Below are 26,165 nucleotides of genomic sequence, written 5' to 3'. Positions count from 1 at the left end.
GGGCTATATTGAATCCGTCCCCCACAACCCGCGCATTCGCTGATGCGACCCGGCCATGACAAGCACAACGACAACGAAGACAAGCCGCAAGCCACCCCTTTACAAATCGCTCTACTTCCAGGTGATCTGCGCCGTGATCGCCGGTGTGCTGCTGGGGCATTTTTACCCTGAGGCCGGAAAGCTCATGAAGCCGCTGGGCGACGGCTTCATCAAGCTCATCAAGATGATGATCGCACCCATCATCTTCTGCACCGTCGTGATCGGCATCGCCGGCATGGAGGACATGAAGAAGGTCGGCAAGACCGGCGGCCTGGCGCTGCTGTACTTTGAAGTCGTCAGCACCTTCGCGCTGATCATCGGGCTGGTCCTGGTCAACGTATTCAAGCCGGGCGAAGGCATGAATGTCGACGTGTCCACGCTGGACACCAAGGCCATCGCGGCCTATACCGGCCCCGGGAAAATGGTCGGCACGACCGACTTCATCATGAACATCATTCCGTCCACCGTGGTGGATGCCTTCGCCAAGGGTGAAATTCTGCAGGTGCTGCTGATCGCGGTGATGTTCGGCTTCGCGTTGCACCGTTTCGGCGGGCGCGGTACGCTGGTGTTCGACTTCGTCGAAAAAGCCTCGCATGTGCTGTTCACCATTGTCGGCTTCATCATGAAGGTGGCGCCCATAGGCGCTTTCGGCGCAATGGCCTTCACCATAGGCGCTTATGGCGTGGACAGCCTGGTGTCGCTCGGCAAGCTGATGGCCGCTTTTTATGCGACCTGCCTGATCTTCATCTTCGTGGTGTTGGGCACCATTGCGCGCCTGCACGGGTTCAGCATCTGGAAGTTCATCAAGTACATCAAGGAAGAGCTGCTGATCGTGCTGGGCACCTCGTCGTCCGAGTCCGTGCTGCCGCGCATGATGGAAAAGATGGAGAACCTGGGCGCAAAGAAAACCACCGTCGGCCTGGTGATCCCGACCGGTTATTCGTTCAACCTGGACGGCACCTCGATCTATCTCACGATGGCGGCGGTGTTCATCGCGCAGGCCACCAATACGCCCATGACCCTCACGCAGGAACTCACGCTGCTGGCGGTGCTGTTGCTGACTTCGAAAGGCGCGGCAGGCATCACCGGCAGCGGATTCATTGTGCTGGCCGCCACGTTGTCGGCGGTGGGTACCGTGCCTGTGGCCGGGCTGGCGCTGATTCTGGGGATTGACCGCTTTATGTCGGAAGCGCGGGCGCTGACCAACCTGATCGGCAATGGCGTGGCCACGATAGTGGTCGCCAAATGGACGAATGATCTGGACACTGAGCGGCTCCAGGCCGGGCTCAACCATGAAACCTGGGTCGAGGCCCAGGAGCCCGAAGTGCTGATCAACAAGAAGACCGAGCACATGGCGACCGGCCGGCGCTAGGGCCTGTTCACAGTTCAGGGAAAAACAACAAAGCCCGGCAAACGGAGGATTCTCCGCCTGCCGGGCTTTGTGCTTTTTTGGGGCGCGACGAGCCGCCGGTTTAGCGAGCCTGGCGCGGCGCCGGGCCTGGGCCACGGCCAGCGATATGGCGGAAGGTGATGCGGCCCTTGCTCAAGTCATAGGGCGAGAGTTCCAGCGACACCTGGTCGCCGGCAAGGATACGAATATGGTTTTTCCGCATCTTGCCGGAGGTATAGGCCACGAGCTTGTGGCCGTTGTCGAGCGTGACGCGAAAGCGCGAATCAGGCAACACTTCGTCTACCAGCCCATGCATTTCAATCAGTTCTTCTTTGGCCATGATGTAACTCCTAGGGAATTGGAAAAATTGTCAGTGATGTCTGTTGTAAGGGCTGGCAAGGCTTATGCGCAGGCCGGCGCCGAACGCTCGTGGATCCAGCCGAGGGCATGTTCCGTCGCGTAATGCACGGCCGCGGCCGCACTGTCGAAAAGGCCGCTGAAGCGCATCACGCGGTCGTGCGTGGCGCTGCCGCTGCCTGAGCGGATGGAGACCGATGCAGCGTAGCGTTCGCCTTGCTGCTTGGCCAGTGGTGAGACAAGGTACTTGCCCACCGCGATTTTGGTGTGATCTACGTTCATAAAAAGTCCGTGCCGGGTATGTGTCCCGGCTTGATAAATAAGGAGTAATCGGCTTGCGAGCAAGCCGGCGGGTGTTCGGTGTCCACCCACCTGGCCCTTGTCAGGGGCTGGGCTGGTTGAGCCATGCGTGGCACTGTCGGGAATAGTGCTCGCCGGAAAAACGGAACAGTGTTGAGAGGGTTCAGGACTGTATGGGCACTGAAAACACTGTGGATTCGGGCTCTGGGAAGCGCCGCAATTGAGAAGGAAGCCTGTTGGGAAAAGGCCTCGATGAAAAAAGCTGATGCTTTACCGAAGCTCTTATTGTAACCGCCCAGCGGAAATCACGCTTTTTACCTGATAAGGCCATCGCAAACCGCTCATTCTTAGCAACCAGGGGCCGCGGAGCCGGCTTTGCCGGGCCGCAGGCGCAGCGGCCCCCTCGGGGGGCAACGCAGTACGCGAAGCGACAAGCGTGGGGGCTCTATCTCTAGCCCTCAAACTGGGGATGCAGCTGCCGTATGCGGTTCATGGCCATACCTGCGGCAGCGGTGCGGGTTTCCACACCCAGCTTGGCATACACCCGTTCCAGATGCTTTTTGACCGTGGCTGGGCTAGAGCCCAGGATGTCTCCAATGTCGCGATTGGTCTTGCCCTTGACCACCCAATACAGCACTTCAGCTTCTCGGGCGGTGAGCTTGAAGCTCAGGCTCATGGCTTCCACCACTGCGTCGTCGGAAATTTCGCGCATGACGATCAACCAGTCACCGCCGCCGTCGCCGTCGCCGGTCTGCTGGTGCAGCCGGAAGGTCAGGCGCCGCGGACCAAGCTCCACCGCCAGGCGCGGCGGCTCAACCTGGCGCTCGGCCTCCGCCATGTGGCGGCGCAGCCAGTTGAGTACAGGTTCGGGTGTTTGCGGCGCGGACGTACCGTAATAGCGCATGAGCAGGTCGCGCGCCAGCGGCGTTTGCCAGATCAATTTCCCGTCTGCCTCACCGCCCATGCGCACCGTGATGCTGGCGTAGCCGAAAGCGTCCAGCGCATTGCGTGCTTGCCCTGCCTGCCGCGCTTCCTGCCTGGCACGGCGGGCGCCTTGCAAATGCACGCCCATGCGTGCCATCACTTCCTTGGGCTTGATCGGTTTGGTAACGTAGTCCACTCCACCGGCTTCCAGGGCCGCCACGAGGTACTCGGTTTCCGTGAGACCGGTCATGAAAATAATGGGAATGTGCGCCGTTTCAGCCATGGCCTTCAGGCGCTTGGCAACTTCGAAGCCGTCCATCCCGGGCATCATGGCGTCTAACAAAACGATGTCGGGCAAAGCCTGCAGCGCACGCTGCAGCGCTGCCTCGCCACTGGTGGCCACAAGGACGGTATAGCCCGATTCATCGAGCGCATCGTGCAGGACCGACAGGTTGTCGGGCACGTCGTCCACAATCAGCACGATATCGCTGTTGGCCCGGTCCAGTGTGCGGTCCAGCTTTCGATCCAGCGTTGGTCCGTCGTCAAGCACGCTGCTCATGGCCCGTCTCCTTGTTGGCTAGCTGGCGGCCCATGGCTTCAAACTGAAATTGCCGCGCCAGCACGCGCATTTCGTCCACAAAGGCCGCGGCCTCCGGCCGCTGCCGTTCAATTTCTGCCAGGTTGTTCATGATGCCCCGGTAAAACCCGAGATTGACGACCTCGAGCAGGGCCGCGAGTTGAGACGCATCGGGCAGTACACGCGGTGGCACGGCCTGGACCACAGGGTCGCCGTCATCCGCAGCAAGGTCATAGCGCCACTTGAGGGCCAGCCGCCGTTCAAGCCAGTCGATCAGTTCGGTATGGCGCACCGGTTTGAGGATGAAATCCTCGGGAAGGATGCCGGCATCGTTCTCGGCGCCCTTGTCGAATGCGTTGGCGGAAACAATGGCGAGATGAATGTCCTCGTGCCCTGACGCACGCACACGGCGCAGGGTTTCCCAGCCATCGATCCCCGGCATGGCCAGGTCCATGAAGATCACGTCGGGCCGGTACCCGCTGGCCAGCAGATCCATGCAATCGTGACCGCTGGCGGCGGTACGCAATTCAAATCCCATGGGCTCAAGCAGTTGCACCAGCAGTTCACGGTCGGGCTCTTCGTTGTCGACCACCAGCAGCTTGCGGCGAACCCCTTCATAGCCGCGCGGCTGGCGCCTGGCTGGTTTGGTGGCGGCATCCTTGACGGCTCCTGCGGCCATGTGCACTTCGGGCAAAAACAGCCGGATACGGAAAATCGAGCCTTCGCCCGGGGTGCTGACCACCGTCATCTCGCCACCCATCAGGTCGGTCAGCATCTTGGCAATCGTCAAGCCCAAACCGGCGCCCGGTATGCCTTCCGCGCTTTGGCCGGCTGTAGCCCCTCGCGCAAAAGGCTCAAAAATCCGGGACAGCTCCGCCTCACCCATGCCCGGGCCGGTATCTTCAATGTCGATGTAGGCCATCTCGCGCGCATGGCGCAACCTGAAAATCACCTGGCCCTGCGCCGTGAACTTGATGGCGTTGCCCAGCAAATTGATGAGAATCTGCCGAACGCGTTTCTCATCGGCTCGCACCAGCTCCGGCAGATGACCGCTGGTCTCAAAGCGGAACCCGAGACCCTTGGCGGCGGCCTGCAGCTCGAACATGCCGGCCATCTCGTGCACACAGTCGGCGAAATGCATGGGCTTGACATTCAACGTGAGCTTGCCCGCCTCGATGCGGGCAATATCGAGCGTTCCCTCGATCAGCGAAAGCAGGTGTTCGCCCCCGCGCTTGATGACGCTGACAGCCTGTTTGCGGTGCGGCGGTATGGCGTTGTCTTCACCCATCAGCTGCGCGTAACCCAGGATGCTGTTGAGCGGCGTGCGCAATTCGTGGCTGATGGCGCTGATATAGCGGCTTTTCGCCTGGTTGGCCTGGTCGGCATGGCGGCGGGCCTCTTCTGCCACCAGCTTGGCCTGTTGCAGCGCCTCGTCTGTTTGCCGGTGCGACTCGATCTCGCGCATCAACAAATGGGTCTGGCGGTTCGATTCTTCCTGGGCCACCTGGCGGCTTTTATGCGCCAGCACCAGCCACCAGGCCACAAGGCCGGCAATGACCAGCAAGGCCATGTACGCCTTCATGAAACCTGAACGCAAAGCCGGCTCGGAAGGCTCGATGTCCGCCAGCGCGCTGATTTCCTGGTGGTACAGCAGGCCGAACACGCTGGCCAGCAGCGGCACGATGATGAGCATGAGCAGCAGGAAATGGCCCAGGCCCGTATCAAGGTAAGGCCAGGTGCGGCGCGGCAGCAGCCAGCGCAGCGCACCCGACCACTGCGCCGACAGGCTGGCGTGCGGCTTGCACAGGTCGCCGCAGCGCGCGTCCAGCGTGCAGCACAGCGAGCAGATGGGCCCCTGGTAGGCGGGACAGTGCGCCATGTCCGGGCCTTCGTAGGCGCGTTCGCAAATGACACACTGCTGCGTCGCATAGCGCTTGTAAGAACCGTCCGAAGCAGTCGCTCCGGAGCTGCGCGCAATGTAGTAACGGCCCTGGGTCGCCCACGCGATCAGGGGCGCGGTCACAAATGCGGTGCCCATGGCGATCACCGCGGAAAAAGCCCGCGCCGTTTCGCCGTAAAGCCCCAGATGCGCTGTGACCGACAAGAGCGAAGCCAGCGCCATGGCGCCCACGCCGACCGGGTTGATGTCGTACAGGTGGGCCCGTTTGAATTCAATGCCTTTGGGAGAAAGGCCCAGCGGTTTGTTGACGACCAGGTCGGCGACGACAGCCATCACCCATGCGATGGCGATGTTCGAATACAGCCCCAACACGTCGCCCAGCGCCTGGAACACATTCATCTCCATCAGCATGAAGGCAATGAGCGTGTTGAACACCACCCACACCACCCGCCCGGGGTGGCTGTGCGTGATGCGCGAGAAAAAATTCGACCACGCGAGGGAACCGGCGTACGCGTTGGTCACATTGATCTTCAGTTGCGACACCACCACGAACAGCGCCGTGGCCGCCACCGCCATGCCGTAATTCGGAAAGACATACTCGTAGGCCGCAAGATACATCTGGTTGGGGTCTACCGCCCGGTCCAGCGGCACCATGTTGGAGATGGCCAGATAGGCCAGGAAAGCGCCGCCCAGCATCTTCACCACGCCGAGTAGCACCCAGCCGGGCCCGCCCGCCAGCACACCGGCCCACCACCGCCAGCGGTTGGCGTCAGTCTGCACCGGCATGAAGCGCAAATAGTCGGCCTGCTCACCCATCTGGGTGATCAGCGCGATTCCGACTGTTAAAGCAGCACCAAACAGGTGCAAATTAAATTCGCCGTTCGTTCCAGTCTCCCCTCCGTAGTGCAAAACGCCCGAAAACGCACCGGGATCGCGCAGGAAGACATAAACAAAAGGCACCACCAGCATGATCAGCCATAAAGGCTGCGTCCAGACCTGCAGGCGGGAGATCGCGGAGACACCATGGGTTACCAGCGGAATGACCACCAGCGCGCAGATCAGGTAACCCCAGCTGGGCGGGATACCCAGGGCGAGGTCCAGGGCGTAAGCCATGACCGCCGCTTCCAGCGCGAAAAAGATAAAGGTAAACGAGGCGTAGATGAGCGAGGTCAGCGTGGAGCCGATATAGCCAAAACCGGCGCCGCGCGTCAGCAAGTCCATGTCGACGCCATAACGCGCTGCGTAAATGCTGATGGGCAGGCCCGCCATGAAAATGATGAGCCCGGTGGCCATGATCGCCCAGAAGGCGTTGGTAAACCCGTACTTCACCAGCAGCGTGGCACCCACAGCTTCCAGAATCAGGAAAGAAGCCGCGCCGAACGCGGTGTTGGCCACCCGCCATTCAGACCACTTGCGAAAGCGCTGCGGCGTGAAACGCAGCGCATAGTCTTCCATGGTTTCGCTTGCCACCCAGCTGTTGTAGTCGCGCCTGACCTTGATGATGCGCTGCAGCGGCGGCGCTTCGGCCGCCAAAGGCGCGGCCCCGGCCGCTTCGGGCGGCAGTGGCGGCAGCTGGGGCGTGAGCGGGGCGTCCATGGAGTGGGCAGATGCGCCGGGCGCGGAGTGATTGACCGTCTTCAGGTGCATGTTCTGTGCCATGCGTTCTACCCCGGGGCGGCCTTGGTGGCTCACGTTTCTTATGGCACCATTCTTGCACCCCGGCAAGCATCCCCAAGCCGGCAGCCTGCCCTGAGAGAGCCCCATGGAATTGACGCCCAGAGAAAAAGACAAGCTCCTTATTTTTACCGCTGCCCTGCTCGCCGAAAGGCGCCGCGCCCGCGGCCTCAAGCTCAACTACCCCGAGTCCGTCGCCCTCATCAGCGCCGCCGTCATGGAAGGTGCGCGCGACGGCAAATCCGTCGCCCAGCTGATGAGCGAGGGCCGCACGGTGCTGACCCGCGCCGACGTGATGGACGGCATCCCCGAGCTGATCCCCGACATCCAGGTCGAAGCGACTTTTCCCGACGGTACCAAGCTGGTCACCGTGCACCAGCCGATTGTTTAAGCATTACCCGAGATCGCCACCATGCAAATCAAAACCAAAAACGCTCTCTTTTTGATAGCTGCTTGCGCAGTATCGACGGGTGCTAGCGCCCATATTGACCATCAATCCGGCGCTGCGGTGCATGACCACGCCAGCGCCTTCCTCAGCGGCTTTTTCCACCCGCTGACGGGTATGGACCACCTGGCGGCCATGGTGGCCGTGGGCCTGTGGAGCGCGCTGGCCGCGCGGCGCGCCGGGCCTGAACTGTTGTGGGGCCCGCTGGGCTTTGCCGGCATGCTGCTGGCAGGCGCCCTGCTGGGCCTGCAGGGTCTGCAGATTCCCGCCGTCGAGCCCATGATCGCGGCTTCGCTGCTGGTCACCGGCCTGCTGGTCGTGACGCGCTGGCATGTACCCGGCATTGCGGCGGCGCTCATCGCCGGTGTGTTCGCCGTTTTCCATGGCCTGGCCCACGGCTATGAACTGGCCGGAGCGCCCGGCGCCTGGGCCACCCTGTCGGGCATGCTGGCCGCTACGCTGCTGCTGCACCTGGCGGGCCTGGGTGCGGGTTGGGCGCTGCGCAGCGCCAGCGTCTGGCTGCCTCGCATAGCTGGCGCCGCCGTCGCCCTCTTCGGCGTGACCCTGCTCGCCCAACTGGCCTGAGGCGCACCATGATTCCCGGCGAACTCATCACCGACGGCCCCGACCACGTACTCAACGCAGGCCGCCGCACGCTGACCGTCGTTGTGCAGAACACGGCCGACCGGCCCATACAGGTCGGCTCGCATTACCACTTCGCCGAAACCAACGGCGCGCTTGGCTTTGACCGCGAGGCCGCGCGCGGCATGCGCCTGAACATCGCGTCGGGCACGGCCGTGCGCTTCGAGCCGGGGCAGCAGCGCACGGTGGAATTGGTGGAATTTTCCGGCGACCGAAAAGTGTTCGGCTTTCGCGGACTCGTGCAGGGAGCACTTTGATGGCAACAATTGGACGCCGCGCCTATGCGGAAATGTTCGGCCCCACCGTCGGTGACCGGCTGCGGCTGGCCGATACGGATTTGGTGGTCGAAGTCGAAGCCGATTACACCCTGCGCGCCGGCAGCTACGGTGAGGAAGTCAAATTCGGCGGCGGCAAGACCATACGCGACGGCATGGCCCAGTCGCAAAAAACCCGGGCCGAAGGCGCGATGGATTGCGTGATGACGAATGCGCTCATCATCGACCACTGGGGTATCGTGAAGGCCGACATCGGCCTGAAGGGCGGGCGCATCGCCGCCATCGGCAAGGCCGGCAACCCCGACACCCAGCCCGGCGTCGACATGATCATCGGCCCCGGCACCGAGATCATCAGCTGCGAAGGCATGATCGTCACGGCCGGCGGCATCGACTCGCACATCCACTTCATCTGCCCGCAGCAGATCGAGGAAGCGCTGACGGCCGGTATCACCACCATGCTGGGCGGCGGCACCGGCCCGGCCACCGGCACCTTTGCCACCACCTGCACGCCCGGCCCCTGGAACATTGAGCGCATGCTGCAGGCAGCCGACGCCTTCCCCATGAACCTCGGCTTCCTCGGCAAGGGCAATGCCAGCCTGCCCGCCGCGCTGCACGAGCAGATCAACGCCGGTGTCATCGGCCTGAAGCTGCACGAGGACTGGGGCACCACGCCCGCGGCCATCAGCAACTGCCTGGATGTGGCGGAAGAAACCGACACACAGGTCGCCATCCACAGCGACACACTCAACGAGTCGGGTTTTGTCGAGAACACGATTGCCGCCACCAAAGGCCGCAGCCTCTGCGCCTTCCACACCGAAGGCGCTGGCGGCGGCCATGCACCCGACATCCTGCGTGTGGTGGGCGAAGAGAACTTCCTGCCCTCCTCCACCAACCCGACCATGCCCTACACCGTCAACACGCTTGACGAGCACGTCGACATGCTGATGGTGTGCCACCACCTGGACGCCGGCATCGCCGAAGACCTGGCCTTCGCCGAAAGCCGCATCCGCAAGGAAACCATCGCAGCCGAAGACGTGCTGCACGACCTGGGCGCCATCAGCATGATGAGCAGTGACAGCCAGGCCATGGGCCGCGTCGGCGAAGTGATCATCCGCACCTGGCAGACCGCGCACAAGATGAAACAGCAGCGCGGCAAGCTGCCCGGCGACACGGACCGCCACGACAACTTCCGCGCCAAGCGCTACATCAGCAAATACACCATCAACCCGGCGATTGCCCATGGCATCTCGCACGAAGTCGGCTCAGTCGAGTTAGGCAAATGGGCCGACCTCGTGGTGTGGAAGCCGGCCTTCTTCGGCATCAAACCCTCGGTGATCCTCAAGGGTGGATTTATCGCCATGGCGGCCATGGGCGACCCGAACGCCTCCATCCCCACGCCGCAGCCAGTGCACTACCGCCCCATGTTCGGCGGCTTCGGCGGCGCGATTGCCAAAGGTTCGCTGACCTTTGTCTCGCAAGCCGGGCTGAACGCCGGCGTCAAGGAGCGCTTTGGCCTGGCCAAAAACCTGAGTGCGGTGAAGAACGTGCGCGGCGTGCGCAAGCAGCACATGGTCCACAATGCCTATCTGCCCAGGATGGAGGTTGACGCCCAGACCTACCTGGTGCGCGCAGACGGCCAGCTGCTGACCTGCGAGCCAGCCACCAGCCTGCCGATGACGCAACGCTATTTCCTGTTTTAAGGTTCCATGCTCCAGGTTTCCAAAGTCATTTCGCAGGGCGCCGGCCTTGCGCCTGTTCTCGTCAAGCGCGCCTCCAGCATCGAGCTTGACTGGGATGTTCGCCAGAAAAGCCGGTTTGACGGTACCGATTCGCTGGGCCGGCAGCTCGGTATTTTTTTGCCGCGCGGCACGCTGGTGCGTGGCGGCGACGTGCTGGTGGCGGAAGACGGCTCCATGGTCAAAGTGATCGCCGCCCCGCAGGCCGTGCTCCGCATCACCGCGTGCCCGTCGCACGGCTCCCCTTTCGACCTGACGCGCGCCGCCTACCACCTGGGCAACCGGCATGTGCCGATTGAACTCAAGCCCGACCACCTGAAAATTGAACCCGACCATGTGCTGGCCGACATGCTGCGTGCCATGCACCTGATCGTGAACGAAGTTGAAGAAGCTTTCGAGCCCGAAGGCGGGGCCTACAGCGCTGGCGGACACAGCCATGGGCATGACCATTCCTCTGACCATTCTCATGGCCATGCGCAGCCCGCCCCCGCGCCACACGTGCATGGCCCGGACTGCAACCATGGGCATGACGACCACACCCACGAAGCCCAGCCGGTCGCCATCCAGATCCACAGGCACAAGCCGCACTAGGGCGTTGATGGACATGTCCGCCGCGCCTGCAGGGCAGCTACCGGCCGCCAGCCTGCTCCAGCTCATCTGGCTGGCCTCCCCGGCCTTGCCTGTAGGCGGATTTTCATACTCGGAAGGGCTTGAAACAGCCATGGAACGGGCGCAACCGGCTACAGAAATGATAGCAAGCAACTGGTTGACCGACCAGCTTCAGCTGAGCCTGGCGCGCGGTGACCTGGCGGTGATTGCCCAGGCTATTCCCGCCTGGCGCTCGGGCGACCTGCAGCGCGTGCAGCAACTCAATGCCTGGGTGCTGCAAACCCGGGAAACCAGCGAGCTGCGCGCCCAGGCCGAGCAAATGGGCAGATCCCTGCTGGACTGGCTGCGCAACCATGACGATGCCAACGCAGTGCACATTGAGGCCTGTGCGCAGATGCAGCCGACCTTCCCCGTTGCCTTTGCGTTGGCCGTTTCACAAACCGAGGCGGGCGTGCGCGACTGCCTGCTGGCCTATGCTTTCGGCTGGGCCGAAAACATGACACAAGCCGCCATCAAATCCGTGCCTTTGGGGCAAAGCGCCGGCCAGCGCATGCTGGCGCGCCTTGCCGGCGGCATACCTGCAGCGGTCGAGGCCGCCATGCAGTTGCCGGATGAGGAACGCCAGGCCTTTTCCCCCATGCTGGCCATTCTTTCGTCACAGCATGAAACCCAGTATTCGCGGCTGTTCCGCTCCTGACTTCTCACCGCAAATTCAACAAAGCCCCCCATGAGCCTGCATCACATCGCCAACCGTACCAAAAAACTTCCCCCCTTGCGCGTCGGCATTGGGGGCCCCGTCGGTTCCGGCAAAACCACATTGCTTGAAATGCTGTGCAAAGGCATGAAGGCCAAATACGACCTGGTCGCCATCACCAACGACATTTACACCAAGGAAGACCAGCGCATCCTGACCGTCAGCGGCGCGCTGGACGCCGAACGCATCATGGGCGTGGAAACCGGCGGCTGCCCGCACACCGCCATACGCGAAGACGCCTCGATCAACCTCGAAGCCATAGACCGCATGCTGGTGGATTTCCCCAATGCCGACATCGTGTTCGTCGAATCTGGTGGCGACAACCTGGCCGCCACTTTCAGCCCCGAGCTGAGCGACCTCACCATCTACGTGATCGACGTGGCTGCCGGCGAGAAGATTCCGCGCAAAGGCGGGCCCGGCATCACCAAAAGCGATTTGTTCGTCATCAACAAAACCGACCTGGCGCCCCACGTCGGCGCCGACCTGGGCGTGATGGAGGCGGACACCATCCGCATGCGCACCACGGCCAAAGGCCTGAAGCCCTTTGTCATGACCAATCTCAAGACCAATGCCGGCCTTGCGGAAGTCATTGCGTTTATCGAGACAAAAGGAATGCTGCTGGCCCAACCTGAAGCCGCATAGCGGCGAGCAGGCAAAAAAAAGCCCGGAAGACCGGGCAGTAAAACTGGCTTCGCCAGTGGAGGGAGGTGCGACCCGGGACGGGCCGCAAGGAAAGTTTAGCCAGCGGCTGGCTGGCGGTGTGTAGGACAAGGTCGTGAATGCCGCCTGCGGACAGCGTTCCGGCGACAAGCCCTGGCCACGACGGGCTGCTGACTCATATATATAGCAGGCACATAGCAGACCACTCTGACGCCCTTACAGCTCAAACTCGCTGGGGTGAACAGTTTCGAACATCCTTCCGTCCCGGAAGAAAACAACCATCCAGTTACCAAACCGTTGCGTAGGGTGCGCCGGAATGACCTGGTTCAAGGCATGTGCAATGGATTTCTTGACGGGTAACTCAATTTCCCGGATTTCCGGGGAAAGTGAGTCCACGCTGATCAACATGAAGGTTCCGCGGTCCTGGACTTCGACCCGCGGAAACGACCAGCGGGCGCCGGTGGCATGCACAAATGCCGTAGTAACCTTTTCTGCCGCCTCGGGGGGGAATGCTGGAGCAGTCATATTTGTGTCCTCTAAAAGTGCTGTAACTGAATGTTTCAATCATGGCTGCGCCAGCGCCTTTAGTCACCGTTCCAAAAAACGTTTAGGAAGCGGAGAGGAAATAGTTCCAGGAAATAAGTCCGTTTTTTTGGCTCTATTTGCTTGACAGTCACAAAGTGACCAATGACGAACCAAAAGAGGTGGAATTCAGCCCACTATTTTTGGCAGTGCCCCGCTTTGCGAGTAAATCAATGCCTGGAAGGCAGCCGATACGCCTGGCCCGCCTGTTGTCCGGGCTGCGAGACCGCATTTATCGACATGGCTCATCAACGAGCCAGATGACCGCCGACTAGCGGTTAAACTATGCGGCTCGGAAGCGTGGCAGAGCGGTTGAATGCAGCAGTCTTGAAAACTGCCGAGGATGCAAGTCCTCCGTGAGTTCGAATCTCACCGCTTCCGCCACTTGTTGGCACTGGCTTTTAGCTGCTCCAAAAGCCGTACGATCCGACTCTGCCTCAAGAGTCGCAGCTGACCTGTGACAGTCCGCAGATCACGATGGCGCTACAGAAAACGGCCGCTGCACCGTGAAACTGAACTGATAGCGATCAGCCTTGACGTGTGAAAGACCACGCAGCTCTTGCAAGACACCGATTCCGGCACAAAAAGGGTTTGGGAAGTTTCAATCCAGCGATTCTCGCAGGTGATTGCTGTCTTCAAGCCCATACATTTCCTCGCGCTGACCTGCAAGTTCGGGAGGAAAGATAGTCCTTTCATTGAGGTAAATTTAACTGCGCGTGGCTTGGTACGGCGGAAGAAACCTGCGAATCACCAAGCAGACCAACGTTACCGCCCCCTGCAGCACGCTAGCTTGAACAAGTGGCCAAAAACCATTGGCGTCATAACGCACGCCTCTGTTCACAAAATCTGCGTCGAAATAAATTGCAGCCGCACCAAGTAAAGTAGCGAAGCCCATCATCCACAAGAACTCAATCGACGTTTTCACAAATTCGTCTTTTGTCGATTCGAATACTGAAAATACAAGATGGGCTGCGGTCAAGAGAACCGGCAAGCTCAAGGCCAAATACAGTGACAGGGGATATGAATCTTCTCGGTACATGCGAAACATAACGAGGCAGAGTCCCCAGCTAATCCACCTAATGTTAAAAAGATTACTGATATTCATCTAATCCCCTAGGCCAGAGCTGCCATTAAAACTGCTCGATCAGTTCGCTCATCGCGACCATGCTGACGGTTAAGGCGCCAAAAGCGAATAGCCTGAGTGCCGCGATGAAGCCGTCTTTGCGCCAGGCGGAGATCGGCCAGTACATTTGCAAAATGCAGAGCACGAGCGCGACGATGAGCAGGTATAGCTTTGTCATCGCGGCATCGTAGCAATAAAAAGCCCCCTCAGGACCTCTCCTTGTTTCGCTTGCGAGGCGGCCCTCTGCTCGGAGCCTTAAAGGCTCAAAGGTCTGCATGTGGTTGGGCGGATGACGATGCAGGCAGAACCGTGTATGTGATCACGGTGAGTCAGACCAGGATGCCGGTGAAGACTGTCGCCAGTCTGGAGCTGTAGGAGGTTGGCTATAAGTGAAAAGCTCTCAAGGATTGCGCGGCGTCAGTGCAATGGAAAGAGAAAGTTAGAGCGCTGACGTGTGACAGCCTGCAGATCACGATGGCATTGCAGAACACTGCAACGTCGAACCAGCCGCGAGCACTGTAAAAAGTATCCCCTGGGGTTTGTTTTCGTTTCGCATGCGAAACCAATGACCTTAAACTCCATCCAACAAAACGGGAGGAATTTATGAGAACCTGGATTCGAACTCTTGGTGTGATTCTGTTGGCAATTTTCACGAACACATACACCAATGCGGAAAATTTTTACGGGCCCAACGAGTTAAACGAAATCGTTACCAAGGCTTATAAGGCAGATGATTTTGTTGCGCTTGATAAGTTGGCTACCAAGCTTCGTACAGAAAGAAGTCGAACCCCCAGTGGAGTTTGGAATCTCACCGTTTTCTATGGCAACCTAGGCTACGCTATTGTTGGGGAAAAGGAAAAGAACTCGGAGGCGCAATGGGCGGCCATAGAAAGCAAACTGAATCGTTGGGTCGCAGCTTTTCCTCAATCGGCTATGGCGCCAATAGCACTGGCTACCGCACAGAAGCAGCATGCCTGGGCTCTTCGCGGTTCTGGCTATGCAAGTACCGTCACCCCTGAAGGCTGGAAAGGCTTCGCGAGCTACATGGCGATTGCTCGCAACACCCTCGATGTGAACAAAAAAATCAGCAGTGATGATCCGCAGTGGTATATCGTGATGCTGGATGTGGCGCTTGCGCAGAACTGGACAAGAGACCAACATTGGGCGTTGTACGAAGAAGCAGTGTCGAAAGAGCCTCTTCATTACCAGACATATTTTGTGGCGGCAGAGCGTTTTCTCCCAATGTGGGGAGGGAGCATGCGGCAAATCCAGGATTTTGCTGCGGATGCCGTGAGACGAACGACCTCAACAGAAGGCCAGGGAATGTATGCACGTATCTATTGGGTCGCAGCAGGGCGCATGGGAGGGGAAGCTTTCTTTGCAGAGTCGCATCGGAGCGCAGTTTGGTCGCAGATGAAAGCCGGCTTTGAAGACGTGCTCAAAAAATACCCAGCCGATTGGAATAGGAATGCGTACGCGAAATTCGCATGCCAAGCCGGTGATGTGGATACGTTTATAGCCATGACCCGCAGCTTTAATGGCACGCCCATGAAAGACGCATGGCCCGGCGACTACTTCCAGAAATGCAAAGAATACGCCGGAAAGCTGCGACCAAATAGCCTACTTTGAGTCTTTCCCAGCGTTTCCGGCACATTAAGTCGCATCAGCCAGCATGTATCTCGACAGAGTACTCGCCCCCAGCTTCCAATGACTACTTCATCTCTTCGCCAATTCTTTATGTCTTTGCTCTTGCTCGCACTTGTGGGGTGCAATCAAGCGGACATGATTCAAAAATTTGCTTCGCCTGCCGATCAGACGCTGGCCAAAAGTTACATTGATCTTCTGCGACAGCAGCGCTTTGAGGATATTGAGAAGGCGGCTGACCCAAGCATAGCTGGGCCGGCACTTCATGACGCGCTTGTTCAAATGGCGGCATTGATCCCCGCTGGAGAGCCCTCAACAATTATGCTGGTTGGCGCTCATCGGATGAACAGGGATGACTCTTCGACCGTCAATCTCACGTTTGAATATGGCTTTTCAGGCAAATGGATTTTGACGAGCGTCGCCGTAAGGAATCATGGTGGTAAGGCCACCATAGTTGGCTTTAGCGTCGTTCCCCAGCCAGCTTCACTTAAACAACAGAATCGGTTCACGTTAACAAAAAAAACGCCAATTCAATACCTTGTTTTTGCGTTGGCCATAGTCTTTCCGTTGCTTACCCTCTGGGCGCTTGTTGTTTGCGGCAGGTCTAAACTCAAAGGCCGAAAGTGGCCGTGGGTACTGTTCGTTATGCTTGGGTTTGGAAAGTTTGCAGTGAACTGGACAACTGGCGAATGGAGTTTCGCGCCCTTGTCCTTACAGCTATTTAGTGCGGGAGCGTTTGCCCCCTTGTACGGGCAATGGACCGTTGCGATTGCTCTTCCGATCGGCGCAATTACTTTTTTGATACTCAGGAAAAAGCTAAGTGTTGCAGCAATTAAAAGCTAACTGGTCGGCCCACTCGGACACACAGCAGCAGATTCCTGCTGCGCGGCGCTTGCTACGTGCCGGTGGTCTCAAACGATAGACCCCGAGGAAACACAATGCGAGTGCTCCGTGAGAAGTCCGCTTTGTGAATGGGTGGGCGCATCGCCGTTGCCACCTGTAGCCGGTTCAAAAGTAGGCATCGCGTTGTCGACGATCGGAACTGAACCAATCCACGGCCTTCGCCACAAGCCCACGACAAGTACTAACGGTTGGTACTTCTGGTCCGGAGGTGAACCGTCAGAAGCCAGCGACTTCTTTGCCCTCCTGCATGTGGAGAATCTGGCAGAGAACCTACCATGGGTTGTCGAGTATCTTGAGTTGCCGCCAGGGTATCGCTTGCTGATAGATGGCTCCAACCATGAAAATGTGTGGTTCGATAAACGCTGCTTGTGGCCCAACCCCTCAGTCAATGAGACGTCTTGCGCATCGCACAAGCCGCCCCTTACCTCCACCGTTAGACCTCTTTTGACACCATGAACGTCCTCTTGTATCCCTTCATGCTGCTATCGGCAGTTGGTCTGCTTCTCAGCGTAGGAAGTCACCTGGCAGCCCTGATTGGCCTGCCAATTCCAGGTGGACATCTGGTTTGGGGTTTGCACGCCGGCATCTTCGTAGTGTGGCTTCCGACGGTCTTGGTCGCCAATCGTATGTCGCGCCACGGAAGACGCGCTGATTTTTGGAAGCTGGCCCTATCGGGCTGCCCAACTTGGGCACGCTATGCGATCTACGGGCTCTTCGGATACGCGATGCTCAATTTCATTCTGGGTATGAGCGACGTACCCAGCCATAGAGACGGGAGCAATGCTGCCAATTCCGGCGCCGAAGTGCGTCTCTTCTCTGGGCATTGGATGGTTTTCTACGGCGCGGCGTTTGCAACGCTCTACTCCGCGATCAACAACTCCAGGTTGCTGAAAGGCCGAAAATGCATTCGAGGCCATGAGGTCGCACCACTCGATAAGTTCTGTCCCGAATGTGGGGCAGCTATAGAGCATGGGCACATCTAACCTGTCTCTCCAGCGGACTAATTCTGAGGGGCTTCGGCTCCCGCCGCGATCCGCTGAGCTCAAACGTTGGGCGTCATGACCAATCCGCGTTTATGGAAGACCTGGGGTATTGCTGAAGCAAACCTGAAAGATGCTCGTCGCTACCTTGTCGAGGCGGCCACCGATGCGGACTCAGAGAAGTATTCATTGGTTCAGTTCGATGAATACCTTGCCCATAATGAACTTGGCTTGGCACTGCAAGAGATTGCCAGCATTGCGGAAGATTTCACATGCAAGGCGGCATTCTGGAAGCGGCTCGAAGCGGCCGCAGAGGTCATGGAATTGCCAGAGTCTGCCTCGGCGTATAGGGATAAGTTCTTTGCGGAAACTCGTCGTCACTAAGACGCCCAACCCTTCATCGCAGCCGACCCTGGCCAGCTGCGCTGGCCGGTCGGCTGAATTCAAACGCAGGTTGCTCCGTGGCCAACAAAAAACCAGGTTTCAGTCGCACCCTTGCTCTAGCGTGCTGAACTCCGTCGAAATCTGATCTAGTTATGGAGTGAACCCCTCGGGCTGGACCAGGGGATTCACTCCAACACCGGGATGGGGTCTTGTGGGGGGATTCAGCGGCGACCGGGGCAGCGCGGTTTTTTCACCGGTTTATGGGCGAGGATGATCAAACACAACGGAATCGGCTGTTTAGGCTTAGCTCGTCCATATTGAGGAGGCGGTAGCCACACTGCCCGCCTAGAATCGGTTTGCGGGGTTTGGTGTTCTTTTTATCGATCTGAACGAAACTCAAAATGAGCAATAAGTCTTTTAATAACAAGCACTTGGCTGATTTTTTGGTGGCCAGGTTATACCGCAAGCGCGATGTTATACCGCGGACCTTGCGGTATACATTGCGTTAAGAACTCCAAATGCGTGTTCGCCTAGTACTACTGCTAGTCGCAGCTCTTCCTCTATGCAATGCATTTGGGCAGGAACGAGAAGGCCTACGAATTCATGCCCCACCCGCTTGGGCGGGATGGAAGAAGGCAGCGGAAGAAAAGAAAGACGGACTCGAATTTACGGCGTGGGTCCCTCTGGACCAGCAGGGGTCTGCATGGAAAGAATCAATCACTCTAGCCATTCTGGAGCCATCTCCCCCGGAAGATGCTGTAACGAACGCCATCCGCCTCACTCTTGGTGTGACGGCCAAGGCCTGTCCCAACTCCAATGTTGTGCCACCTAAGCCGCGTAGTGAAGGCATCTTTACTGTTGCTTATGCACAGTTCTACTGCTCTAGATTCCAGGACAAGAACGTGGGGGAACTTACCTTCGTCAAAGCCATTTCTTCTGCTCAGCGCACATATGTCATATCAATGATCAAGAGGGTAAGGCCCTTTGACATCCGTGCACCCGGGGCGTTTGTGTTCTCTGCAGAGGAAGAGGACCCGGTTAGCTGGCTTTCAGCGGCAGCAAATTACCTAGGTACCGTGAAAGTCTGTGTCAGTCGGCAAGAAAAGGAAGACGTATGTTCGCCCTAGAGTTCCTAACACGGCAGTCCACGCTGACGCCGTGCGGCAAAGCCGCGCAGCGCCGGTGACTTCTACGTTAGATACCATGGAAACACTGCTCGTTCTGGTGCTCGCGCTTTTTGCGGTTGGCTTCGCGGTTGGTGCATTCTTGAATCATCCAGACGAACTCCCGCCGCACCGACTTCGTAGGTTTCTGTGGTCCGGGTGGATTGGATGGACCATCCTCTGCGGTGCACTGCTGCACCTTGCGAACGAAAAGCTTTGTCCCCCCGGCAGTTGCATCGGAGTGGCCTTAGGGCTTGCGTGGTTCGGACTGACGCTAGCGTGGTTAGTTGGCGGGCTGTGCGCGACGGCTGGTATCTATACTGCCCGGAACTATCTGAGGAACCACTAGTGGCAATGGCATCAAACAAGCCGTTCGACACTGACGCCCGAGTGCTTCAATGCGCTCCGTGCACACGCCTCCCGCTCGCCGATCAACTCCAACGTTAGGCCGCACCATGCGAGTCATTGCAATTGTTTCGCTTCTCGTTCTGCCTGGTCCGATATTCCTGGCCTACTCACAATTCATTGGCAACACGGGCTTTGAGTGGAAACACCTTCTAGCGAACTACGCTTGGTGTTCTGCAGTCTTGTATTGCTCCGCGTTGATTTTGATGGGAGCCCGCGCGAGCGTTACGCTATGGCTTGCTACTCTCGCCGCGGGGAATGCAGCTCTTATTGCATTCTGTTTTTGGATGGCCAGTCTCTTGGCGAGAGGCTACAGGGACACCGAAATCGCATGGGTGCTTCTTTTTCCAGCTCAGGCACTGGTCATTGCGCTCGCGGTGTTGGCCCATTGGATTGCGCACCGGAACAAGGAACGGCCTGGCCATGTTGCCTAACAGGCCGATCGAAACCGGCACACAACGCCGCGGCTCCGCGAAGCGCATGATTTTCGGCGCGACTGATAGCGCCAAGCCTCTATGTGCGGCTCACTTTCAACGTTGAGTATCTTGACCATGCGTCTTTTTTATATCTCAATTGCCATTGCACTATTTCAGGTCACATCCAGCCATGCCGCGTGCTCTGACAAAGAAAGTTGGATGGCGGCAAAGTCATTGCGCCTAATCTCATCCAATGGACAAAACCCGAAAGAATCTTTTGAGGTAGAGGTACGCCACTTGGGTAACGCGCAAATGTTTTCGCGCGTCATCCAGGGTGTTGCGGTCGCCGAGTCTTACCGGCTTTCTGGCGGGCGACACCTGTTTCACGGCCTTGATGAAAAAACGTTCAATCACCCTGTTGGCTTTGACCCCAGGCAGTCATTTTTTCTGCCAACCATGATTTTGGAAAAATTTGGGTTTGCCGGATTGTGTGGGATTTCCGGCGAGCAACACTTTCATGGTTCCATCGACCTGGGCGATTACTCGCCTCCTGGTATGCGTAGGCTGATGGTTGAGGGAACGGTGGCCCGTACCTCTGCTTCCGTTGTGACATTTTCACTTCGCCTGCTTGGTGACGCTGCTACGACCATCGACGGGTCGTTCGATTTTGTTCCCCCACCATTTCCAGCCGAGGCCCCGGTTCTCAATTGGTATTACCTCCTTCCCGGCGATCGTATGCTTTCCGCTAAACGTACGAATACCACTATGCCCACGCTGAGTGCTTTCGTTCAAGGTACGGAACAATAACTGTGCGCACAGAAAAGGGGCCTAATTCTGGCGGCCGTAGCCGTGACCGAGAACAACAAGCATGTACCCACCGCCAGACGCATCGTCGGCACCGTCAGGTTTGAGGGTCGATAGAAATTCTTAACCCGTCAATCAACACAGACTCACAACAGCAAAAAGGCCGCTCCACCGCTACTATCGTGGTTCGGTCATCTCTAACATTAGGCGTCTCATGGCACTACTTTTAAAAATCATCACCGTACTGTTTGGCCTCGCATCGATCGCAGCGGGCGTAAAGAGTGTTCTGCGACGAGAAGCCAAATTCACATGGAATGGAGATAGCGATGAGAAGCGTGTCGTTGAAGGGATTCCGGCAATCCTCATCGGTCTGGGCGAGATCGCTATAGGCCTTTACATCATCTTCGCTCTACGCTTTCCTTTTGCGAGCTGAGATATTTACATCGGACCGAGTCACCATCGCCAATGTTGCCCGCTGCTTGTTGGCTAGAACTGGTTGCCCGGAGAGAATGCCGCCTAACCTTTCCACCGAGGGGACGTTTCAATGGCCGCTTCGCGCCTATTGGCCCGCCCCTCATGTCCAACGTTAGACCGCTTCGCAATATCATGGACCGACCTCCTAAAAACCTAAATGGCTGTCGTGTGCTGGCGTACGTCCGAACCGATGATGCCGTGTTTACCGGGCTCCTGCGGTTGAACGTCGGCGGCGACTGGTTGGGTCGTGTGCCGTGCCTTGCCATCTGTGCCTTTGGCGAAGCGTCGGAGCTGGTAGTCCTCCATTGCGACGAGTCCTGGAATGTGCTTGGGATCCAGGGATGGAATATGGTGGGTACGGATGCACCGTCCTCCCCTTCGGAGGTTGCGTCGATCGTTGCGAAGTACTATCAGGGTCTGGAGGCCCGCTGGACGCACGTTCCGTGAGGCTACGCAAGGCGTTCCGATCTCCTGGAGTATTCAGATGATGCCTGTAACGGGACAGCGGCCTAACTTGTCGATTAACACGAACGCCCAAGGGCGTCAGCGCGCTTCCCGCGCATCTTTACGTTAGCCGTCATGAAGGTCGTAGTCACGCGGAACCCCGGCTGGTATGGCAAGTTTGTATCGATGGATATCCTTTGCAACGGCCGGCGCCTCGCGTACATTCGAGAGAAAGAAACCGTGCACGTTCAACTTGAGCAAGCTGACATACCAGCGAAGTTGGAACTACGAATGCAGCAAATGGTTGGCAGCCCAACAATCGAGATATCTCGTCTGTCTTCCGATTTACACCTTGAATGCGGCGCGAACAACTGGACTCTATTGGATTTTTTTGACCTCTCCCTCCTGTCAGGTCTCAAGAACGAGGTCTTCTACTTCAGGAAGGTGGTGCCCGAGTGAACGCGTGCCACCGTCAATGAGACTTACCTTGCGGCGAGTCGTCATTTCTCAGGCGTCACATCGGGACATTCACACGATGACGGCCAGCCCTTCCTTCAAGCGGACGTGCCTATGGCACGCCGCCAAAGTCACAACCGAGGTGCTCGTCCATATTGGGGAGGCGGTACCCACACTGCCCGCCTAGAAATGGTTTGCGGGGTTTGGTCCCTTTTTTATCGACCTGAGTGAAACTCAAAATGGGCAATAAGTCTTTGAATAACAAGCACTTGGCCGGGTTTTCAGTGGCCAGGATATACGGCAGGGGCGATGTTATACCGCAGACCTTGCGGTATACATTACGTTAGACAGCATCTCAATGGCCCGTATGGAACTCCTGCCCTTCGTTGCATCTGCTGCCGCCATTGCGGGTTTCGCTTTGGTGGGATGGCTTGTCTACCGCTATTTAGCTGAGCTCATGCTAATGCGTCGCGGCACAATTACCCGAGGCAGGGTGGTTAGTGCCGTGGAGTTGGGCAACAGTCACGGCGGCAAGATGTTCGTCGTGTCGTATGAATTTTCGGCCACGAGCTCCGGCGGAAATGCCTTGATGTACCGCGGTAGGCAATTGATGAGTTACGGTTTTCGGCCCAAAGACATAGTGGTTGTTCGCTTTTTGTCAAAGTGGCCTCGGATTAACCTTATCGCAGACCGCACCGTTTGACGGGGCGACAAAACAAGAATGCCAAGTATGCTGTCTAACATTTCGCTCGGCGCGGACACGCGGCAACAGAATGCCGCTGCGCGGCGCTTGCTGCCTGCCGGGCAGCTTTGACGTTAGGCATCACCAATGCTGCTCATCCCAGTTGAGATATTTCGCTTCGTCAACCCGGATTTCCCCGGCTTCGTTGAGTGCGAGTTGGTCGATGCTGAGGGGACACGGCATCTATTCATGGAGAAGGTGCCTGTTGTGACCTTGGAGCACTTGACCGAGCACAGTGTGTACCCGGCAGCGGGCGTGATCGCTTGCGAGGTTGAGGCATCTTGGATGGAGCCGAATGGGAGAGCCCTGGTACGTGTGACCACGGAACGCCCATGGGGTGTCGAATCGGTTGGAGGACGGTCTTTATTCGTGCTCGATCCAGCGACTCTGTCGCATGAAGATGCTGCCTAACATGTTGCTCGACACGGACCCACAACTGCAGAAGGCGGCTTCGCCGCAAGTGTTATGGGCCGGTTACCTTCAACGTTAGGCCCAGAAGGAACAACGTATGCCAAGTATCGCTTCCCTGCTTCTCGCCGCGAGCGCGTTTGTGATCCTCGGCCTCGGTTGTGCTCATCTTCTATTCACCTTTCGCGGGAACAAGTTTTATCCTCGCGACCCCGCGCTAATGGCTCGAATGCAGGAAGTCTCGCCTGTCATCTCGGGCAAGATGTCAATGTGGAAGGCCTGGGTCGGATTCAATGCGAGTCATAGCTTCGGCGCAATGCTGTTCGGCCTTGTCTATGGCTATCTTGCTCTGGCGCAGCCTTCAGTCCTGTTTTCATCGTGGTTCCTGCTAGCTGTCGGCCTTGCCTTACTCGCTGGCTGTCTCTTTCTCGGCTGGCGCTACTGGTTCAGCACCCCGTTTCGAGGCATCGTCTTGTCCACGGCGCTCTATGTCTCTGGTGTACTCGCACACTGGGCCTAACCCTTCCATCGAGGGGGCAGCCAGCAGCCGGCTTCGCCGTCCGTCGGCCGCCCCTCATCTCAAACGTTAGGCCCCGCCACTATGGAGCTAGCCTTCTCGATCGCATATGCCGCGGCAATCTTTGTTGCCTCAAATGTCGTCTCATTCCCCCCTGGGCTTTATTAACGGCTTCCTGGAGGTCAGGAAGCAACCGCTAAGTCGGCGGTCTCGGCTCGTCCTCGAGTTCTCAGAAGGAGCCGTCGAAGTTCTTGTCTGGATCGTCATCACAGTTCATCTGTTCCGTCAGCAGTTCGAGACGCCTTATTTGGTTGCCGCTGGAGCATACGGGCTGGCAGGAGTGGTTGGATATCTCATTGATGTTCGAGTCTTCAAGAAGTCACAAATCACCTTTCTCATCCGCATCATCTTCACCTCCGCGTTCTGCGTTGTCGTGGGCGCATATGTTGCATAGACCTGTGCGCGCGAGGCCTAACCCGTCCCTCAACCAGACATGCCTCGGCAAACCAAGTCATGCCGCTTATCTCAACCGTTAGACATCACAAATCAGCACTGGAGGAGTACATGGGAACAGGAGGAAAGGATCAGCCCAAGAAGGCGCCGATAACGGACAACATTCGAAGCATGAGTGTTCATCGTGGTCTCTGTGTTTTTTATGGGCTCTTTGGTGTGGCCCTGTTCGTGCTGCTCTGGGACGGCGTAGACGGCGAGTCAATTATTGGCCCGGGCTTATTGGTCCTGGCCTTTGGCACCGTTCACGGCGTGATCGCATTTGGAGCTGCGCGATCCAGACCTTGGGCGCGCACGTCCTCCATCGTGGTTGCCTGCTTGTTGCTGCTTGGTGTCCCCATTGGCACCCTGATCGGTGTCTATCTTCTCGCGAACTTAAAATGGCCCAAAGCTGGTGATGTCTAACTTGGCGGTCGACACGGAAACCCAACTCCGTACGTGCGCTTCGCGCTCCTGTCGGTCGCCGGTCACCTCTACGTTAGGCGCCTCAAGAAAGGTCTTCGTGCAACAAGAATCTGAGGAAGAAGTTCGTCGAATTCTGCAAGCAGCTTTCGGCACACTGGCTCTCCACGGAGAGCTTCCCCCAAGCGAGCACTACGCAACACTGGATGTCCTCTACCATCCCGAGGCATGGGTACAGATCTATGGCGACTACATGGACTTTTCCTACGCTGAGCAGGCCCCGCCGGAAACGCTCTTGGCCGAAGTTCTTGCGTCGCTGCAATCCGCTCAGATTATCGATTGGTGCCCTGGAAGACTGGCGACTGTTCAATACAAGGCGGCAGATGCTGTCACGCTGTCAAAAACCATTGATGCGTTGCTAAAAAAGCTCTACGGATTCACGGACTACAAGCTGGTCGGGACCCTAAAAACCTGGCAGCGCGCATAAAGAAGGCTTTGCTGTGAGAAAGGAAGGCTGGTCTGCATGGAAGCGCCTAACCTTTCAATCGAGAGGACGTGTCCGGGCAAGCCGGGTCACGCCTCTCATCTCAAACGTTAGAGCGCATATGATGACTGATCACAACTCCACCAAGCTAACCTCTTTATCCGTGCTGCTCCGAGTCGTGATTGCAGCAATCGGAGTTTTTATTGGTCTACTTTTGCTTGTAATCATTGGGCTTACAGGCAGCAGCATCTACGCGCCGCGCCTTGCCATCGAAATATCCAAAGTGGCCATTTTGGTCGCGACAGCTTCCATCGTTGTTTGCTGCATGACACCCCCCAGGATTCTTCGCGGGAGATCTACCCAAGCGAGAGTCTTTAAGTACTTGCTGGTGTTTCTTGCTGCTCAGCCACTAATAGTCATACCAATTGCATACAAGTTCTTTCGACATGCACTCTAACAATTCATTCAAGTCGACGCCGCTTCGCGGGCGGCCTTAACTCAGGCGTTAGGCACCCATGCTTTCGAGCCGCGTTGGCACCTGCACCTGGACTGAAGTGGAGCGCTTCTATGAGCGTCTCGTGAGCGACAGTGCGTGGCCGTTTGTGCCAATGCTTGAACTCGTGCGCTTCATTGCGTCTTCGACTTACGCGAACGGCTTGTTCCCTGCCACGTCGCATGAAGTGTTGCTAATTGGTCGGGTCGCCAACTTTGTGCGCCACGACAATGAACTCCAAGTCGCGTTCAACGCCGCGGCCCAAACATTTTCGTTCACCTACTCACAGCGCCCCGATGAAACCGACCCATGGTCACGCTCGTGCGGCGTAGCAGAAGGCCGTGCCACATTCGAGCGCCTGCTACACAAGCGCTTAAGGTGGTTCCATGAGGGCTGAGGCGCCAACCCTTCCAACGAGCGGACACCTTCCAGCGCTTCGCACGCTTCCAGTCACCGCTCATGTCAAACGTCAGCCCCTCAGATGTTGTTCGAACTTTTCAAGACAGCCGCCCCTCGACGTATAGGGAGAACTTCTTTACGAAAATTCGT

Annotated in this window: 27 protein-coding genes and 1 tRNA gene; 21 read left to right on the top strand and 7 right to left on the bottom strand. The window is 57.9% G+C overall.

Going from position 1 to position 26,165, the window contains the following annotated elements; translation table 11 throughout:
- Positions 1–55 precede the first annotated feature (55 nt).
- The gene (locus AC1D13_RS22785; RefSeq protein ID WP_457282144.1) at positions 56–1,411 is read left to right on the top strand and encodes a dicarboxylate/amino acid:cation symporter; all 1,356 of its coding nucleotides are present in this window, start codon (positions 56–58) and stop codon (positions 1,409–1,411) included.
- 100 nt (positions 1,412–1,511) lie between these two features.
- Here the strand turns inward: AC1D13_RS22785 and infA are convergent, their stop codons facing one another.
- The 4 genes from infA to AC1D13_RS22765 form a co-directional block, all read right to left on the bottom strand.
- A complete protein-coding gene (gene infA, locus AC1D13_RS22780) occupies positions 1,512–1,769 on the bottom strand; it encodes a translation initiation factor IF-1 (RefSeq protein WP_092132708.1) in 258 nt (85 codons plus the stop codon).
- A gap of 62 nt (positions 1,770–1,831) precedes the next feature.
- Positions 1,832–2,068, bottom strand: a complete 237-nt coding sequence (locus AC1D13_RS22775) for a hypothetical protein (RefSeq protein WP_457282145.1) — start codon at positions 2,066–2,068, stop codon at positions 1,832–1,834.
- A 469-nt stretch (positions 2,069–2,537) separates the two neighbouring features.
- Positions 2,538–3,569, bottom strand: coding sequence for a response regulator (locus tag AC1D13_RS22770; RefSeq protein ID WP_457282146.1), 1,032 nt, complete (start codon positions 3,567–3,569; stop codon positions 2,538–2,540).
- Positions 3,553–7,083: a hybrid sensor histidine kinase/response regulator gene (locus AC1D13_RS22765; RefSeq protein WP_477690361.1), complete on the bottom strand. Its 3,531-nt coding sequence runs from the start codon at positions 7,081–7,083 to the stop codon at positions 3,553–3,555. Before AC1D13_RS22765 ends, AC1D13_RS22770 begins: the two co-directional genes overlap by 17 nt.
- A gap of 166 nt (positions 7,084–7,249) precedes the next feature.
- On the opposite strand from AC1D13_RS22765, the gene AC1D13_RS22760 reads away from it, so the two are divergent.
- The 7 genes from AC1D13_RS22760 to ureG are packed head-to-tail and all read left to right on the top strand — an operon-like array spanning position 7,250 to position 12,264.
- Entirely contained in the window at positions 7,250–7,552 is a 303-nt protein-coding gene (locus AC1D13_RS22760; protein ID WP_007874763.1) for an urease subunit gamma, read from the top strand.
- A 21-nt stretch (positions 7,553–7,573) separates the two neighbouring features.
- Positions 7,574–8,191: a HupE/UreJ family protein gene (locus tag AC1D13_RS22755; RefSeq protein ID WP_477667668.1), complete on the top strand. Its 618-nt coding sequence runs from the start codon at positions 7,574–7,576 to the stop codon at positions 8,189–8,191.
- Positions 8,192–8,199: 8 nt separating this feature from the next.
- Positions 8,200–8,505, top strand: coding sequence for an urease subunit beta (locus AC1D13_RS22750; protein ID WP_477690334.1), 306 nt, complete (start codon positions 8,200–8,202; stop codon positions 8,503–8,505).
- Positions 8,505–10,223, top strand: a complete 1,719-nt coding sequence (gene ureC / locus AC1D13_RS22745) for an urease subunit alpha (RefSeq protein ID WP_457282149.1) — start codon at positions 8,505–8,507, stop codon at positions 10,221–10,223. The genes AC1D13_RS22750 and ureC overlap by 1 nt, the downstream gene beginning before the upstream one ends.
- 6 nt (positions 10,224–10,229) lie before the next feature.
- The gene (ureE, locus tag AC1D13_RS22740; RefSeq protein WP_457282150.1) at positions 10,230–10,850 is read left to right on the top strand and encodes an urease accessory protein UreE; all 621 of its coding nucleotides are present in this window, start codon (positions 10,230–10,232) and stop codon (positions 10,848–10,850) included.
- Between the two features lie 13 nt (positions 10,851–10,863).
- Positions 10,864–11,565 (top strand): urease accessory protein UreF, encoded by a 702-nt coding sequence (locus AC1D13_RS22735; protein WP_457282273.1) that lies wholly within the window; start codon positions 10,864–10,866, stop codon positions 11,563–11,565.
- 30 nt (positions 11,566–11,595) lie between these two features.
- On the top strand, positions 11,596–12,264 hold the full coding sequence (gene ureG / locus AC1D13_RS22730) for an urease accessory protein UreG (protein WP_477668214.1): 669 nt from the start codon (positions 11,596–11,598) through the stop codon (positions 12,262–12,264).
- Positions 12,265–12,498: 234 nt separating this feature from the next.
- Here ureG and AC1D13_RS22725 read toward each other — a convergent pair whose 3' ends face one another.
- On the bottom strand, positions 12,499–12,807 hold the full coding sequence (locus tag AC1D13_RS22725) for a hypothetical protein (protein WP_457282152.1): 309 nt from the start codon (positions 12,805–12,807) through the stop codon (positions 12,499–12,501).
- A gap of 351 nt (positions 12,808–13,158) precedes the next feature.
- Between AC1D13_RS22725 and AC1D13_RS22720 the strand changes: the two genes are divergently transcribed.
- Positions 13,159–13,248 (top strand) — tRNA-Ser (locus tag AC1D13_RS22720).
- Positions 13,249–13,570: 322 nt separating this feature from the next.
- On the opposite strand, the gene AC1D13_RS22715 is transcribed toward AC1D13_RS22720, so the two are convergent.
- Both AC1D13_RS22715 and AC1D13_RS22710 read right to left on the bottom strand, forming a co-directional pair.
- The gene (locus AC1D13_RS22715; RefSeq protein WP_477690333.1) at positions 13,571–13,843 is read right to left on the bottom strand and encodes a hypothetical protein; all 273 of its coding nucleotides are present in this window, start codon (positions 13,841–13,843) and stop codon (positions 13,571–13,573) included.
- Positions 13,844–13,994: 151 nt separating this feature from the next.
- Entirely contained in the window at positions 13,995–14,264 is a 270-nt protein-coding gene (locus AC1D13_RS22710) for a hypothetical protein (RefSeq protein WP_457282154.1), read from the bottom strand.
- A gap of 326 nt (positions 14,265–14,590) precedes the next feature.
- Here AC1D13_RS22710 and AC1D13_RS22705 point away from each other — a divergent pair, with 326 nt between their 5' ends.
- The 12 genes from AC1D13_RS22705 (at position 14,591) to AC1D13_RS22650 (ending at position 26,013) form a co-directional block, all read left to right on the top strand.
- Positions 14,591–15,616, top strand: coding sequence for a hypothetical protein (locus AC1D13_RS22705; protein ID WP_457282155.1), 1,026 nt, complete (start codon positions 14,591–14,593; stop codon positions 15,614–15,616).
- 153 nt (positions 15,617–15,769) lie between these two features.
- On the top strand, positions 15,770–16,474 hold the full coding sequence (locus tag AC1D13_RS22700; protein ID WP_477690332.1) for a hypothetical protein: 705 nt from the start codon (positions 15,770–15,772) through the stop codon (positions 16,472–16,474).
- A 108-nt stretch (positions 16,475–16,582) separates the two neighbouring features.
- Positions 16,583–16,990, top strand: a complete 408-nt coding sequence (locus AC1D13_RS22695; protein ID WP_477690331.1) for an immunity protein Imm33 domain-containing protein — start codon at positions 16,583–16,585, stop codon at positions 16,988–16,990.
- Positions 16,987–17,517 (top strand): hypothetical protein, encoded by a 531-nt coding sequence (locus AC1D13_RS22690; protein WP_457282157.1) that lies wholly within the window; start codon positions 16,987–16,989, stop codon positions 17,515–17,517. Before AC1D13_RS22695 ends, AC1D13_RS22690 begins: the two co-directional genes overlap by 4 nt.
- Positions 17,518–17,592: 75 nt before the next feature.
- On the top strand, positions 17,593–17,898 hold the full coding sequence (locus tag AC1D13_RS22685) for a hypothetical protein (RefSeq protein WP_457282158.1): 306 nt from the start codon (positions 17,593–17,595) through the stop codon (positions 17,896–17,898).
- A gap of 2,119 nt (positions 17,899–20,017) precedes the next feature.
- Complete coding sequence (locus AC1D13_RS22680) at positions 20,018–20,689, top strand: hypothetical protein (RefSeq protein WP_477690330.1); 672 nt, start codon at positions 20,018–20,020, stop codon at positions 20,687–20,689.
- Between the two features lie 211 nt (positions 20,690–20,900).
- Positions 20,901–21,119 carry a hypothetical protein gene (locus AC1D13_RS22675; protein WP_477667673.1) on the top strand — a complete coding sequence of 73 codons (219 nt, stop codon included), beginning with the start codon at positions 20,901–20,903 and terminating at the stop codon, positions 21,117–21,119.
- A 620-nt stretch (positions 21,120–21,739) separates the two neighbouring features.
- The gene (locus AC1D13_RS22670) at positions 21,740–22,063 is read left to right on the top strand and encodes a hypothetical protein (protein ID WP_477690329.1); all 324 of its coding nucleotides are present in this window, start codon (positions 21,740–21,742) and stop codon (positions 22,061–22,063) included.
- Between the two features lie 1,247 nt (positions 22,064–23,310).
- Complete coding sequence (locus tag AC1D13_RS22665; protein ID WP_477690328.1) at positions 23,311–23,730, top strand: LIC_13387 family protein; 420 nt, start codon at positions 23,311–23,313, stop codon at positions 23,728–23,730.
- Positions 23,731–24,291: 561 nt separating this feature from the next.
- Positions 24,292–24,642 (top strand): hypothetical protein, encoded by a 351-nt coding sequence (locus tag AC1D13_RS22660; RefSeq protein ID WP_457282165.1) that lies wholly within the window; start codon positions 24,292–24,294, stop codon positions 24,640–24,642.
- A gap of 97 nt (positions 24,643–24,739) precedes the next feature.
- Positions 24,740–25,126 (top strand): hypothetical protein, encoded by a 387-nt coding sequence (locus AC1D13_RS22655; RefSeq protein ID WP_457282166.1) that lies wholly within the window; start codon positions 24,740–24,742, stop codon positions 25,124–25,126.
- A gap of 512 nt (positions 25,127–25,638) precedes the next feature.
- A complete protein-coding gene (locus tag AC1D13_RS22650) occupies positions 25,639–26,013 on the top strand; it encodes a hypothetical protein (protein ID WP_457282167.1) in 375 nt (124 codons plus the stop codon).
- Positions 26,014–26,165: the final 152 nt, after the last annotated feature.

It is taken from the genome of Polaromonas sp. P1_E12 (genome assembly GCF_056405975.1).
The sequence above is the reverse complement of the archived record's forward strand: the minus strand, read 5'-3'. Positions and strand labels throughout refer to the sequence as shown.